This window comes from Methanoregula sp., assembly GCA_026625165.1.
GTDB lineage: Archaea > Halobacteriota > Methanomicrobia > Methanomicrobiales > Methanospirillaceae > MVRE01.
The window spans coordinates 91,416-106,480 of record CP112999.1 but is presented as its reverse complement, the minus strand read 5'-3'; the positions used below and the strand labels follow the sequence as shown (position 1 = coordinate 106,480).

At 55.3% G+C, this 15,065-nt stretch carries 9 protein-coding genes; 3 read left to right on the top strand and 6 right to left on the bottom strand.

Annotated features, from left to right (window positions below):
- Positions 1-8: 8 nt before the first annotated feature.
- A complete protein-coding gene (locus OS112_00585; protein WAC05154.1) occupies positions 9-2,426 on the bottom strand; it encodes a CDC48 family AAA ATPase in 2,418 nt (805 codons plus the stop codon).
- Between the two features lie 46 nt (positions 2,427-2,472).
- Between OS112_00585 and larC the strand changes: the two genes are divergently transcribed.
- The 3 genes from larC to OS112_00570 all read left to right on the top strand — a co-directional run bounded on the left by larC (position 2,473) and on the right by OS112_00570 (position 6,816).
- A complete protein-coding gene (gene larC, locus OS112_00580; protein WAC05153.1) occupies positions 2,473-3,675 on the top strand; it encodes a nickel pincer cofactor biosynthesis protein LarC in 1,203 nt (400 codons plus the stop codon).
- Positions 3,665-4,342, top strand: a complete 678-nt coding sequence (radB, locus tag OS112_00575; protein ID WAC06180.1) for a DNA repair and recombination protein RadB — start codon at positions 3,665-3,667, stop codon at positions 4,340-4,342. The genes larC and radB overlap by 11 nt, the downstream gene beginning before the upstream one ends.
- A 65-nt stretch (positions 4,343-4,407) precedes the next feature.
- The gene (locus OS112_00570) at positions 4,408-6,816 is read left to right on the top strand and encodes a PAS domain S-box protein (GenBank protein WAC05152.1); all 2,409 of its coding nucleotides are present in this window, start codon (positions 4,408-4,410) and stop codon (positions 6,814-6,816) included.
- A gap of 163 nt (positions 6,817-6,979) precedes the next feature.
- Here OS112_00570 and OS112_00565 read toward each other — a convergent pair whose 3' ends face one another.
- The 5 genes from OS112_00565 to OS112_00545 all read right to left on the bottom strand — a co-directional run bounded on the left by OS112_00565 (position 6,980) and on the right by OS112_00545 (position 15,064).
- Positions 6,980-7,888 (bottom strand): PAS domain S-box protein, encoded by a 909-nt coding sequence (locus tag OS112_00565; GenBank protein WAC05151.1) that lies wholly within the window; start codon positions 7,886-7,888, stop codon positions 6,980-6,982.
- A gap of 652 nt (positions 7,889-8,540) precedes the next feature.
- A complete protein-coding gene (locus tag OS112_00560; protein WAC05150.1) occupies positions 8,541-11,558 on the bottom strand; it encodes a PAS domain S-box protein in 3,018 nt (1,005 codons plus the stop codon).
- Between the two features lie 488 nt (positions 11,559-12,046).
- A complete protein-coding gene (gene dapF, locus OS112_00555) occupies positions 12,047-12,865 on the bottom strand; it encodes a diaminopimelate epimerase (protein ID WAC05149.1) in 819 nt (272 codons plus the stop codon).
- Between the two features lie 32 nt (positions 12,866-12,897).
- Positions 12,898-14,097 carry a RuBisCO large subunit C-terminal-like domain-containing protein gene (locus tag OS112_00550; protein WAC05148.1) on the bottom strand — a complete coding sequence of 400 codons (1,200 nt, stop codon included), beginning with the start codon at positions 14,095-14,097 and terminating at the stop codon, positions 12,898-12,900.
- Between the two features lie 4 nt (positions 14,098-14,101).
- Complete coding sequence (locus OS112_00545; protein WAC06179.1) at positions 14,102-15,064, bottom strand: ribose 1,5-bisphosphate isomerase; 963 nt, start codon at positions 15,062-15,064, stop codon at positions 14,102-14,104.
- Position 15,065: the final 1 nt, after the last annotated feature.

Here is a 15,065-nt window from a genome sequence, read left to right as displayed (position 1 = left end):
AAAAAGTGTTACTGGTATTCCGGGGGCTGCACCTGCTTTGGGAGACCGCCCTTGAAGTGCTGCTGGATCCTCGCGTAATAGTCCCGCAGGTTCGGGTTCATCGTGGGATGGACTTTCTTCTGCGCCTCTTCAAAATGCTTGAAGGTGACCGTCACCGATTCCTCGCGGAGTGCAAACATCCCCGCTTCCCTGCAGAACGCTTCAAGGTCGGAGCCCACAAATCCCTCGGTCTCTCCTGCAAGCTTTGCCACAAACGTGTCGCGTTTTTTGTCGGTGAGCACTAGTGATTTTTCGGCCATCATCTCGACGATCCTGCGCCGGCGTTCGCCTTTGGGGAGCCCGGGCACCTCGCCGGATTTCTGTGCAATGCCGGAGCTCAGGTCCTCTGCGGTCACTTTACGGTCCTTGCCCCATGTTTCGACAAGCTCGCCGAGTGCGTCGTCATTATAACCTTCGGTCAGCTGGACAAGTTTTTCAAGAGCCGAGCCTTCCAGCGGCATGAGCCGGGTGTGGATCGCGATGATCTTTTTCCGGTCGTCAAGTGTTGGCTCGCCGATATACACGAGCCTGTCGAACCTTCCTGCCCGCAGGAGCGCCGGGTCAACAATGTCCGGCCGGTTCGTTGCGCCCATCACCACGACGTCCTTGAGCTCGACGAGCCCGTCCATGTCGGTCAGGATCTGGTTGAGCACGTTGTCGATCACGTGCGAGTCGCTCGAAGATCCGCGGGAAGGGGCAAGCGCATCGATCTCGTCAAAGAACACAATTGAGGGGGCGACCTGCCGTGCCTTCTTGAAGACCTCGCGGACCGCCCGTTCGCTCTCGCCGACCCACTTGGAGAGGAGCTGCGGCCCACGTATCGGGATGAAGTTCGCGCCGCTCTCGCTTGCCACCGCCTTTGCGATCAGCGTCTTGCCGGTCCCCGGCGGGCCGTAGAGAAGCACCCCCCGGGGAGGTTCTATGCCTAAGTCTTCGAACTTCTGGTGGTGCGTGAGCGGGAGTTCGATCGCCTCGCGCACCTCCGTCTTTGCCGATTCCAGGCCGCCGACATGCTCCCACTTTACATGGGATACTTCGAGCATCACCTCGCGCATCGCGCTCGGGCCGACATCGCGCTGTGCGCTGCGGAAATCTGCTGCGAGGACTTTGAGGGTGTCTAGGATTTCCTGCGGGATCTCCTTGGCGTCAAGGTCTAGTGAGGGCAGGTACCTGCGCAGGGCGCGGATCGCTGCCTCTCTGGCGAGCGCAGCAAGGTCGGCACCCACGAACCCGTGCGTCTGCTGGGCGAGCACGTCAAGACTGACATCTTCGGCAAGCGGCATGCCCCGGGTGTGGATCTTTAAGATATCAACCCTGTCCGGCTCCGCAGGGACGCCAATCTCGATCTCCCGGTCGAACCGGCCGGGGCGGCGGAGTGCCGCATCGATCGCATCGACACGGTTCGTCGCGCCGATCACGACCACCTGCCCGCGCTCCTCAAGGCCGTCCATCATGGTGAGCAGCTGGGCGACAACACGCCGCTCGACTTCGCCGGTCACTTCCTCGCGCCGGGGGGCAATCGAGTCCAGCTCATCGATGAAGATGATCGAGGGTGCGTTCTCCCGCGCCTCCTCAAAGACCTCCCGCAGGCGCTGTTCGCTCTCGCCATAGTATTTCGATATGACCTCCGGGCCTGCAATCGAGATGAAGTGCGCCCCGCTCTCGCTTGCCACCGCCTTTGCGATCAGCGTCTTGCCGGTCCCCGGCGGGCCATAGAGGAGCACCCCCTTGGGCGGCTCAATGCCCAGCTTCTGGAAGAGCTCGGGGTGGCGCAGCGGCAGCTCGATTGTCTCGCGCAGGCGCTGGAGCTCGTCTTTCAACCCGCCGATGTCCTCGTACGAGAAACGTTTGAGCCCCTCAAAGCCGGCAGCGGGCTTGTCCGAGAACTCGACGCTCGTGTTCTTGGTGATGATCACTGCCTCTTCAGGCTCGATGACAACAACCTTGAACGCGACGATTTGGGGCTGGACGAAGGGGAGCCCCAGCATGATCGGCACCGAGTCGTTGATCGTCACCGGGAAATCGATCAGCCCGTTCATGACGTGGGGGTTATTTGCTATCGGTATCTTCTTGGGCAGGTCCTCGGGAGGCGCAAGGACAACCCTTTTTGCCTCGATCTCTTCAGACATGGTCGAGACCTTGACCGTGTCCCCGATGCTCACGCCGGCGTTCATCCGCGTAAAATTATCAATCCGGATCTTGCGCTGGTTCCAGTCCTCCACAAGCGCACGCCAGACCTTTGCCACCGTGCGGCGTTTCCCCTCTATTACCACCAGATCCCCGGGAGATATTTTTAAAAGCAGCATCGTCTCGGGATCGAGCCGCGCCTTCCCGCCCCCCTGGTCGCCGGGATACGCAGAATCCACCCTCAGTTGAACTTCAGCCATTACCTTAAAGGTCATATACGGAGGGATTTATAGGTACTGTAACGGTATGCGAATCCTCATCCTTGATCCCTTCCATGGCGCAGCAGGGGACATGGTCACCGGCGCCCTGCTCGGCTGCGGGGCCGACCGCGACCTTGTCGTCCGGGCGATGAAGTCCGTTGTAGCAGCGCCAAAAATCAGCACGGTCACCCGGTGCGGGGTACGGGGGATCTCCGTGAAAACCCGTGCGGCCAGAACCAGCCGGACTCTTACTGAGGTGCTGGCACGGTGTGATCAGGCAGATGTACCACCGGAAGCGCTCGCGATGGCGCACCGGGTCTTTGCCCGGATCGGGGCGGCAGAGGAGAGGGTGCACGGGAAACATGCGCACTTCCACGAGGTCGGGGCGGACGATGCAGTCGCGGATGTTGTCGGTGCATGCACTGCCCTTCACTCGCTGGGCGTTGGCGGTGTTGCAGTCCTCCCTGTCACTCTGGGCCGGGGAACTGTCAAAGGTGCACATGGAACATACCCGGTCCCGGCACCCGCGACGTTAAACATCCTTGCAGGGACAGGTATTTCCGCGGAAGCAGGGGAGGAGGAGGGCGAGCTCTGCACCCCCACGGGAGCTGCACTGCTTGCAGAATTTATGACCCTGCAGGAGCCTGACATCGGCCCGTACAAAATTCTCTCGGTGGGCTATGGCGCCGGGAGCCGGGACACCCCGGGCACCCCCAATGTGCTGCGGGCAATGATCGCCGGGACCACGGTGCCGGCGATGAGCGGGGACTCTGTCGATGTCCTGGAAACAAACGTGGACGATGTGAGCGGGGAAGTGATCGCTCAAGCCATCACCCGGTTTATGGATGCGGGAGCGAAGGATGCAAGCGCGGTGCCCTGCATCATGAAGAAAGGCCGGCCCGGGTATCTCGTCCGCGTGATCTGCACACCGGAGACGAGCGTAGCGCTCTCTGAACTTCTGGCCCGCGAACTGGGTACGCTGGGCATCCGGTGCACCCCTGCGGTCCACCGGTTCATCGCAGACCGGACAACGATGGAAGTAGATGTTACTTTTGATGAGCAGCACCGGAAGATGCCGGTCAAGTGCGGGTGGATCCGGCGCAGGATCTATACCCTCAAACCGGAGTTTGAACCTGCGCGTGCATGGGCAGCAGAGATGGATGTCCCGGTGCGGGACGTGCTGCAGGCAGTAACCGAAGCCGGGTGGCAGGTTGCCCGGAACCGTGGCGGGGTACATGATGAAAAGTGAGCGGGTGAGTTCAGGGAACGAGGCTCTCGACCGTCTCCTCGGTGGCGGAATCGAAAAAAAAACCCTCACCCAGTTTGTGGGCGAACCGGCAGCCGGGAAGACCACGCTCTGCCTGATTGCTGCTGCCGCATGCCTGCGGGCCGGGCATACGGTCGTCTGGATCGATACTGAAGGCTTTTCGGTCGAGCGCTTCCGGCAGGTCGCCGGGAACGGGGCAGAGAAGCTTGCCGAACGGCTCGTCCTTTACGAACCCGTGGATTTCGTGCAGCAGGGCTCCATGATCCTCGACGCAGACCGTGTCCTTAAGGCAAACAATACCGGGCTCGTTGTGATGGACTCGGCGACCGCGCTTTACCGGACAGAGCTTGACCGGGGCAGGGATGCGATGCAGGCGCTCACCCGCCAGATGCTGATGCTGCTTGGCTATGCAAAGCGGTACGACATACCGGTGCTCATCACCAACCAGGTATACGTCGATACAGCGACCAACAGGTACCTGGGCCTTGGCGGCACTGCCCTCGGGCACATATCAAAGGCGATCGTCAGTCTCGAGAAACGGGGAGGCATGGGCGAACGGCGGGCACATCTGGTAAAGCACCGGTCCCTTCCATCACGCACCTCGTTTGATTTTGAGATGGCGGAGTCCGGCATCAGGATTATTACATAATAATACCCGTCCGCAAGGCAACATCTTAACTTTTATATCTTGGTTCAATTGATATTTTCAATACAATGGTTCTGAAACGGGAGACCACAGCGAAGATCAAGGATCTGTTGGGTCAGAACCCGAAGGGCCTGAGCATCACCCAGATCGTGAATAAGATCGATATCAACCGGAACACCGCCGGGAGATATCTCGAGAACCTCATGGTATCCGGGCAGGTGGAGATGCGCAAGTACGGGATGGCAAAGATCTACCGGCTTGCCCAGCGCATCCCCCTCTCCGCGATGCTCTCTATCTCCTCAGAGCTGATCATGCTGCTGGACAACAGCCTCCGGATCATCTATGCAAACGAGCCGATGTACCGGTTCCTTGACACCACACAGGACGAACTCTACGGGAAAAATATCGAGTTTACCCCCTGCATTGCCGTATTTGATGATACATTTGACTCATTAAAAAAACACATCAAAACAGGCCTTGCCGGCAGGGAATGGAGGGGTGAACTGCCGCTGACCCAAAAAGGGGTGATCTTTTTCTGCCGGATCGCACCTGCCGTATTTGAGGAGGGGCAGCGGGGGGTTTCGGTCCTCTTAGAGGATATTACAGACTGGAAACGGGCTGAAGACTCGCTTAAGGAGAGCCAAGACCGTTACCGCAAACTGGTAGAGATATCGCCAGATGCGGTCATCCTTCACCGCGATGGCAGGATCATGTACATGAACCCGGCAGCCCTCCAGCTCCTTGGATTTTCGCGTCTTGGTGAGGTCACCGGTACAAATGTACTTGATCTCGTTCATCCTGCTTTCCGGGACGCGGTCAGCACCAGTATCCAGAAAGATGTCCGGGGGGAAAGAACGCCTGCGATGGAATTACAGATGTTCCGGGCCGACGGGACATGCCTGACGGTTGAGGGCAGGGGTGTGAGGACATCCATTGAAGGGAGACCTGCAGTGCAGGTGGCAATACGGGACATCACCGAACAGAAGCATTCCGAAGCGGCATTGCGGGAATCAGAAGAGAGGCTGCGTTCGATCACCGTAAACTCCCCGGATATGATCCTGCTGATCGACACCAGGTGGGAGATCCTCTTTATCAACCGGACAATTACCCTGGGCCAGGAAGACATCGTAGGAAAGACGGTGCTCGATTTCATACCGGAGGGATTTAAGGATGCAGCCGTCTCCTGCTTTGAACGGGTCGTAAAGACCGGAAAACAGGCTGAATACAGCACGGAATATCTTTTCCCGGATGGGGAGAAACGGCATTATGAGTCCGTAGTCGGCCCCGTCTTTTGCAATAACGAGGTTAAGGTCCTTGTCATAAATGCAAGGGATGTCACAAAGCGCAGGCGGGTGGAAGCTGCATTGCGCGAGAGCGAGGCGACTGCACGGGCGCTCATCAATGCACCGACGGACTCCGTGTTGTTGCTGGATATGCAGGGTGTAATCCTTGACCTGAATGAGACTGCTGCCCGGCGACTGGGGAAACCAAAAAATGAGATGATCGGTATGCTTGCAGATACTGTCCTTCCAAAAGACGTTGCACAAGCGAGACGTTCGATGATCTCCCGTGTGATCACTACAAAGGAGGCGGTCCGTTTTGAGGACCACCGGGACGGGATCTGGTTCGATACCGTTGCATACCCGGTACGTGGCGCGAATGGTGAAGTGAAAAGGATTGCAATAATCGCCCGTGACATCACCGACCGTAAGCGGGTTGAAGAGGCACTGCGGCAGAGTGAGGGAAAGCTCAATGCGATGCTGCAATCCATCACCGACCCCATGACCATGATGGACGGGAACCTCACCCTCATCTGGGCTAACGATATGGCCAGACGGTGCTTTGGCAACGATATCGTTGGCAGAAAATGTTACGAGGTATTTCACCAGCGGCAGAACCCATGCGAACCCTCGCCCTGCCTGACACTCAAAGCATTCCGGGACGGGAAGATACACCGTCATGAGACGACCGTGATTGATCTGCAGGGAAAGACACGGTTCTTTGACTGCACGGCAAATGTCGCCCTGAGAGATGAGACCGGCAGACCGACCGCCGTCCTTGAGATCTCGCGGGATATTACCGAGTGGAAACAGGCTGAGGAGAGCCTGCGGGAGAGCGAGGAGAAATACCGGAACCTGATCGAACGGGCAAACGATGGTGTTTGTGTCATACAGGATGGGGTGGTAAAATTCTGTAACCGCAGGATTACGGAGTTCTGGGGAGGTTCGATACAAGAAACTCTCGGAAGGAATTTTACCGATTTCGTTCACCCTGATGCGGTCCCTGAAATAACCGACCTGTATAAGCGGAGGATGGCCGGTGAGACTGTCCCTTCAATTTACACGACGAGACTTATGCGCAAGGACGGGAGCGTGTTTTATGCCGAGGTAAATGCCGGTCTTGTTACCTATGGCGGAAAACCCGGGGATCTCATCATTATCCGTGATATAAACGACCGGAAAAAGGGTGAGGAGTGACTGCACGGGTGCTTGTAAGCGTATCGTCTGCTTACGGTACAGGGCGCCTGAACCGGATTGCTGAAAGGATGCAAAAGTATTATACCCTCATTCTTTTTACTTCACGACAATCGTAAATATGGTCTCTGCCGCCTGGTTGTCCCGCCCAACTGTCCGGCAAGGCTCACCGTTCTTCCCGCAACACAAATGTGCGGGATATCGGAACTTTGCGTTTCATAACGGGGGTGCTCTTTAAGGAGGTGGGAATTTTGACCCCATACTTATTTTTCAGGACCAGTTTTCCAACCCAGACACGATAGGGATCGGACAAAAATGCTCCTTTATCAATCGCAAACCCTGTTCCCGGGACCTTGAATTCACTGATATGCATTCCCTTGATTTCCAGAAGTGGATATCCCAGCAGCTTTTCAGCGGCAAGGTTCATGTAATCGATATTACCGAGATGGTCAGTCAGGATGACACTGTCGTCCATGCTCTGGATTGCTTTTAAAAATTTGAGGAGTTCCTCTTTCTCATGTATCAGCTGTGTCTGTAATCTCCCCCTCTCCAGTTCAGCCTCCTTACACGCTTCGGCTCTTAACTGTTCAAGTTTTTTCCTGTTGCTGATATCATACGCGATTGTCGATACACCTATGACCGCACCCTCGTCGTTTCTGACCGGGGAAATGTAAAGGACGACCTGGATCCGCTCCCCATTTTTTGTCATCCGTTCGGTTTCAAAGTTGTCAATGGATTTGCCCTGGCGCATCTTGTCGAGGATTGATTCGAGTTCGCCTTTCCTTTCCGGAGGAATCAGGATATTGGATGACTTTCCCACGACTTCCTGTCCGGTATATCCGTACAGCTGCTGGGCGCTTTTGTTCCATTCGGTAATGATGCCGTCCAGTGTTTTTCCGATTATCGCGCTGCTCGATGATACAACAATCTCTGAAAGAAGATTATGGATATCCCTTTCATGAGAAAACCGGAGGGACAGGTACGCAACCACAAAACCCATGAGAATAAAAGTACCTGCATGCCCGATGCTGGTGATGATGAGTTTTGGTATGTCAGGGAGGATAATGACCACCATGGCAAGGTAAAATAATGCTAACCCGGTGGCGATATATACTCCACGGCGTGGATAATAATATGCCGCAAGCACGATTGGAAAATAAAACAGTTGATCAAAAATCACAGAATGATCTGCAACGAGTGTGTAATAATTCAGGATAATGACTAAAATTGTTACTACTACAATCAGTGCCCGGAAAAAATTTGGATAATTTACTGCCCGTTCCAGGAAGTTTTCTGCCATTGGAATGTCAATCCAATCCTTTTGATTGATTAGATAAAAAAATATTTGTCTGTTGTATCAGCTGTTTTGATTCCTGCAGTTCAATTTAAAAAAAGTCAGGAAAGCGGGCCGGTTTTTTTCCGCTCCGAATGGTTACTTTCCGGCTGACTCCATTCAACCGGAACAAATGATCAATCCTGCCGGAAACAGACCGGTTGCATTTTAAACGTGCAACCCTTGTCGTCATAGATCGATGCCCTCATATCCTTAAGTTCTCTACGACTTTAAATTTAAAAAACCATTTTTTTGGGCATATTCAGACCTGATCCCCCCCATCACATCAAAAAACACAAAAGTCAACAGGGTATTATTTTTTAAAAATCGTTCCCGTTCTCATAATAACTAGGAAAAATAAATAAAATGGAGATACCGGATGCTCATTTCCGGTTCATTCCTTCTCCTTTACGACAATAGTAAACGCCGTCCCCGCAGTCCGGTCAAGTACGATTGTCCCAAACAGCTGCTCCACGAGCGATTTGACAAGCCGGATCCCGAGTGATTTTGCATTATGCCAGTCAAAATCTGCCGGGAGACCGACGCCGTCATCCCTGTAGAGCAGGGTAAGGGTGTGGTCCTGCCTCTGTATCGTAACGGAGATCTCTCCTTTTCTTCCACCGGGGAATGCGTGTTTTAATGAGTTGGAGATAAGTTCATTGAGGATGAGACCGACCGCAATGGCAGTATTGATATCGAGAGTGATGCTTTGAATATCGGTGGTAAGCACGATCCTCTTTTCTTTTATATCATAGAACCTGAGCAGGCTGTTTCCAAGATACCTGACATAATCGTCAAGGTCGATCTTCGCAATGTCTTCGGACTGGCACAGTTTTTCATGGACGAGTGCCATCGCCCTGATCCGGTTCTGGCTCTCCCTGATCACCTGGGAGATTTTCTCGTCCTCGACATACCGTGACTGGAGGTTTAAGAGGGAGATGATGATCTGGAGGTTGTTTTTCACCCGGTGGTGGATCTCGCGGAGAAGGAGGACTTTCTCATCAAGGGAGGCCCTGATTTTATTCTCGGAATTTTTCCGTTCGGTGATGTCCCGTACAGTTGCCTGCAGGATCTGCTTTTTCTTCCATTCAAACCTCGTTAAGAGGACGGTTGCCGGAAACTCCCCGCCATTCATGCGTTTGTGGGTCCATTCGAAGTAATTGGATCCCTCCCGGACCGCCTTTTCAATCATCTCCTTTGCCTTCTCACCTGATGGCCGTCCGTCCGGCTGGTATTCCGGCGACAGATCCCACGGTGCTGCTGAGGTAAATTCAGGCTCGTCTTTTGCACAAAACATTGCAAGTGCGGCGGGATTGCCTGATGTGAACCGCCAGTCCGGCGGTTCCAGCGTCATGATGGCGTCCCGTGAGGACTCAAACAGCAGGCGGTGCCTGAGTTCGTTCTCGCGGAGTGCTGCCGTTTTTTCCTCAATCCCCTGCTGTAATTTTTTATTGAATTCCAGGAGCGCCTCTTCTGCCCGTTTGATATCGGTGATATCTTCTATGGTAGAGAGGGAATGCGGCTTTTTCCCCTTTATAATAAGACTGGTTGAAATCCGGCAGATCCGGAACTCTCCGGTTTTTATCCGGACCTTCATCTCCATCCCATCAACAGAACCCTGCTTCCTGAGCAGGGCAATCATCCGCTCATGTTCAGCAGTATCGGCAAAAATCCCCAGCTTTTCTGCTGTCTTGCCGATGATTTCCTGGAGTGAAAAGCCGGTGTTCCTCACAAAGGTATCGTTTACATCGACAAATGTACCATCGGCTGCGGACACGATCGTTAACGCAACCGGGCTGTTCCGGAATGCAGCGGCAAAAGTATTTTCTGACTCGCGCAACGCCTCTTCTGCCTGTTTTCTCTTGGTGATGTCGCGGATGCTGTGAACTGCACCTACGAGGGTTCGTGCCTCATCAAGAATCGGGTCAACAACAACAATAAACCAGCGGCCATCGAACTCCAGCTCCATCGTCTCCCGCTGGAGCGAAACCTTCATCCGGACATATGGGCAGCCGGGGATCGGTCCAGTGGTACCATGCACCACTTCCCAGCAGTGCCGCCCGATAATATCACCTGCATCCTTGATACCGAAGATCTCCAGCATCATGTGGTTGCACATTTTTATCCGCTGGCCGGCGTCAAAAAGGCAGATGCCGTCCTGAGCTGAGTCAAAAGTGGTCTGCCAGTCGAGTGCCGCTTTTTTGAGTGCTGCTTCTGCCCGCTTGCGTTCGGAGATATCGAATGCAGACCCGGTGAACCCGACCACCGTGCCTTTGGCGTCCCTGAGCACCGCAAGCAGGAGGTGGACCGGAAACTCTTTTTCGGATTTGCTGCGTAACCGGGCCTCGGTTTCATGCCAGCCTTTCACTCTTACCTGCGGCTGGATCTCTTCTGTGAGAAACAAGAGCTGATCCTTAGGATAAATAAGGGACACCGGTTTGCCCAACACTTCCTCTGCAGAATATCCAAACATCTTTTCTGCGCCCCGGTTCCACCCCACAATGAAACCTTTCAGGTCGGTGCTGATGATCGCCTCATGAACCTGATCTATGATCTGAGCCTGGCGCTGCATCGTTTCGTCTGCCTGCTTGCGCCCGGAAATGTTCTTGGTGAAAACAGCAATGCCACCCGCAGACGGGTAGGCTTCAATCTCAAAAAAGAGATGCTTTCCCCCCAGAATATATTCGTTTACAAAACTCCGCGGCTGGTGAGTCCGGATCACCTCCTTATACACATCCACTGCCCGCAGGGTGTCCGGAGTATCAGAAAAGATCTCATAGATGGTTTTTCCGATTGCATCCTGCGCCGGAATCCCTGTCAGCTCTTCAGATGCTTTATTCCAGTAGGTATAGCGCAGATCCTTATCCATTGCAAAGAAAATATCGGTGATGCTGTCGGCAAGATCACGGTACCGCTCCTCGCTCTTTTTGAGCTCCTCTTCCACTTTCTTGCGTCCGGTGATGTTCTGCATGGTCCCGTTGATCGAAACGGGTGACCCGTCCCGAAGTCTGTGGGCTACTCTTCCTTTGCCAGCTACCCAGATCCATTCACCCGAAGCATGCCGCATACGGTGTTCAGATTCAAAAAGGGGTGTGCGCCCCTCCAGACAATCGGAAAGTCTTTTTTGAATAAGGGGAATGTCGTCAGGATGCGCTAATGCATTCCAATCAGTAATATGAGATCCGATATCCTGTTTCCGGTAACCGAGGATCTGTGCAGCCCGGTCATCGATTGCACCCCTCATCGTGGGAATGTCCAGTTCCCACATGCCGGTTTCAGATCCGGAAAGCGCCTGATGGAGGTTTACCTCACCTTCCGGCAGCGCTTTTTCCACCTCATTATTCGGGGGACGTTCGGGGCGTTCCGTACCTGCGCCTTTCTTTACCGGCACCTTCTTCTTTTTTGCCGCCACCAGTCACCCCGACCGTTTGACTTTCGTTCCAGGTCTTTGGGGTCCTGACCCCGCGATGCTGCCCGGCTCCCCGTGCTCCCGGAATGCTGCAGACAGACCCGATATGCGACAGATATTCTGATTTATAAATACGTTCTCATCGCTGTGTCAAGTATTAATGGTTTACTAATACTGCGGGCACTGGAGAAAGGCAGTGGCATGAGAAGGTTGAACCTGAAAAAAGGTTATGACCAGCGTTTGAGAACCCTCAACTCTTCGCACAGTCAGTTCAAATCACAGGTCGAAAAAAATACAGAAGAATGGTGTAAAAATACTCCAATAAGCATTCTTCTTTTCCTCACGGTTTTTATAATTAATGTGCGTCTGCTTTTAAAAAATCGTGATTACTATTGTTACAAAGGTGGGGACGGACCCTGCACAATTTCCAAAAATCAACACCGGGCGATCGGTTGTCCCTCTTGCCGGGAGAAGTTGTGGGGATAAAATGATCAGAATGTGATAAAACCCGCAAACACCGTTGTTGCCGCCCCTTCCATCTTTGCGACACCGTTAAGAGTTATCGTGAGCGGCCCGCCATTGGTCTCGACATGTACCGTGGTTCCGGCAAACCCGAGCTTGTGCGCCACCGCAGCGGCAGCCGTCGCGCCGGTGCCGCACGAAAGCGTCTCTGCCTCCACGCCCCGTTCAAACGTGCGGATGGTGATGGTGTCGTCACTGCCCTTCTGGACAAAGTTCACGTTCGCCCCGTTCGGGAACGATGCGTGGCGACGGATGGCAGGGGCGACGGCTGCGATGTCCACGCTCTCCACGTCACCGACAAAGATCACGGCATGGGGGACTCCGGTGTTGACGGCATAGACCTCGTACTCCCCTATTCTTTCCCTGTATTCACCCTCGCCGGTTGCCGGAATGTCCTTGCGGTCGAATTTCGGGGCAGGCATGGCGATGGTGGCGGAGAACTCGTCCTCTTTGTATCCCATTGCGACGCCGATCCCGCCTGCAGGAGTCTCTACCGTGCAGGACTCCTTTGCGTATTTTTTATCATACGCGAACTTTGCGAGGCAGCGGATGCCGTTCCCGCACATCTCCGCCTCGCTCTCATCGGGCTGGAGGATACGCATCTTAAGATCGCTTTTTTGTGATTTTAAGAGGTAGATGACGCCGTCCGCCCCGATCCCGAACCGGCGGTCGCAGTAACTGGCGGCAAACTGCGCTTTCATCTCATCCGGTATGATCGTCTTTTCAAATTCATCAATTAAGATAAAGTCGTTGCCATTCCCGTGCATCTTTGTAAACGGTATCTCCATAAAAAATTCTCCACCTTTTTTTTTTAAATCTTTCAGCCGGTGCCCCATTTCCTGAGTGCCCGCTCAAGTTCATAATGGTCTTTTGCATACTCTTCTACGCTGATGTGCTCCATGAACGCGTCCACTGCCTGCTGCATCGCCTTTGCACCGGCGGCAGTCCCGTCCGGGTGCCCATGGATCCCCCCGCCGGCCTGCAGTATGATGTCCGTGCCCAGCGTGGCAAGCTCGTGTGATACGTTCCCGGGATGGAGCCCCCCGCTCGAAACGGGGAATGCCGGCTTCATGCCATAACAGGCGCACCTGAGCGCTTCGACACTCGCTTTCACTTCCGGCGCATCATGGCTCATCTTCCCGCCGACAGCCCCGGTGTGGAGCTGGTCGGCCCCCAGCATCCGTATGATCCTCGCCCACGGGCGCATCGCGATGCCATGCTCCGGGTTCCTTGTGAATGCTGCATGCATGGTGCGGTGGACATGGACTGGCACCCTGATTCTTGAGTCCTCGCCAATTGCCTGCAGGGCGCCAAAGCCGGTTGTGAACACATCGACCATGAGCATGTTTGCGCCCAGTTCGAGCGCGTGCAGTGCTCGCCCGATGATCTGGTCAGCCCGGGTGGAGATGTTTACAGCGTACAGCACCTCCCTCCCGGTCTCGTCCTTTGCCTCCTCGAGGCGCTTCATGACCAGCGGGAGGCGGCGGTCGATCGGGCAGAACTGCTGGTCGGTGAGCGTCTCGTCGTCCTTGATCAGGTCAATGCCGCCGATTGCCGCCTGGTACGCGACCGAGGCGGTGTCTTCCGGGCTCAGGCCGACCTTCGGTTTGATGATGGTGCCCACGTGGGGCCGGTCCCTGCTCCCGATCAGCCTCCGGACACCGGTGATGCCGAACTTCGGGCCCCTGAACCGTGCGAGCGCGTCCGGTAATTCGACGTCCATGAGCCGGACCGATTCAAGCCGGCGAAGGCCAAAGAGGTTTCCTGCCACCACCGAGACGTACTGCGCCATGTTGCCCGGCTCAAATATTTCGGCAGGGTACCGTATGCGGGCGACGTACCCGTTTCCCTGCGGGACAAGGGAATCGACTATCCCGTCAAGCCTTTTTACATAGTCGGCCCGGGTCGAGATATCGGTCCACGTGCCTGTCGTCTGCTCCTCGCAGATCGCCTGTGCCGCCGCCCCGGGTGTTGTGCCGTCTGCCGGCCTGAAATAATAGGTCGCAATGACGTCCTGCATGGGCTCACTCCATATGTCTGGTATTGATCTCAAAGGTCTTATGGAATTCCTCAATCCCCCAGCCAAGGTATTCCCTGATGATCACGTACGCCATCTGCGGCGGGATCGCCCCCGCCTCGGTGATGATCATGTCGATGTATCCCGCGGGAGTGACATCAAAGCCCGGGTTTCTTACCGTCACGTGCGGGAGGGTGCGGGCGATATCGTCGGGGAGCACCTCCTGTGCAGGGCGCTCCTCGATCTCGATCATTTCGCCGATGATCGTGCGCGGCGCAAACTTGTAGGTCTCCGCTGCAACGACCACGTTCACCCGCGCCTCGTGCGCCGCTTGTGCGACCTGCGAGGTGCCGATCTTGTTGATGACCGCCCCGTTCACGGTCACCGCGTCCGCCCCGACGATCACGAGGTCGATATCGTTCATGAACGACCGCACGGCAGAGTCCACTATGAAGTTCGTTTTTATGCCGGCATCGTTCAAGGTCCGGATCGTAACAAGCCCCTGGTTGCGTGGGCGCACTTCCGTGGCAAACACCCCGATATCCTTACCCGCTTTATGCGCAGTGACGATGCAGGCAAGGGCTGCTTCGGAGTTGCAGTGGGTGAGGATCGTGTCACCGTCGCTGATATGCCGGGCGCCGATCTGTGCGATCTCTTCCACCGCGTGCAGGGACGATTCGATGAACTCTTCTGCACGCCGGACCACGCTCTCCCTTGCCACCTCCGCACTGTCTGCCCCATCCAGCCCGGCAATAACAATATGGACGGCGTTTGGGAGGGAGACCGCCGTCGGCCGGGTGGCGACGAGGGCGTCGGCAGCCCTGCGCATTTCGCTCCTGAACGCTTCCAGGTCCCGGGTGCCTGTCGCCACTGCATGGTCGCGCAGCGCCTGCGCCGCAGCCCGTGCGATCCTCCCCGCCCCGCGTATCTCCATGCGCTTTATTTTGTCTGCAGTTTCAGTAACCAACATC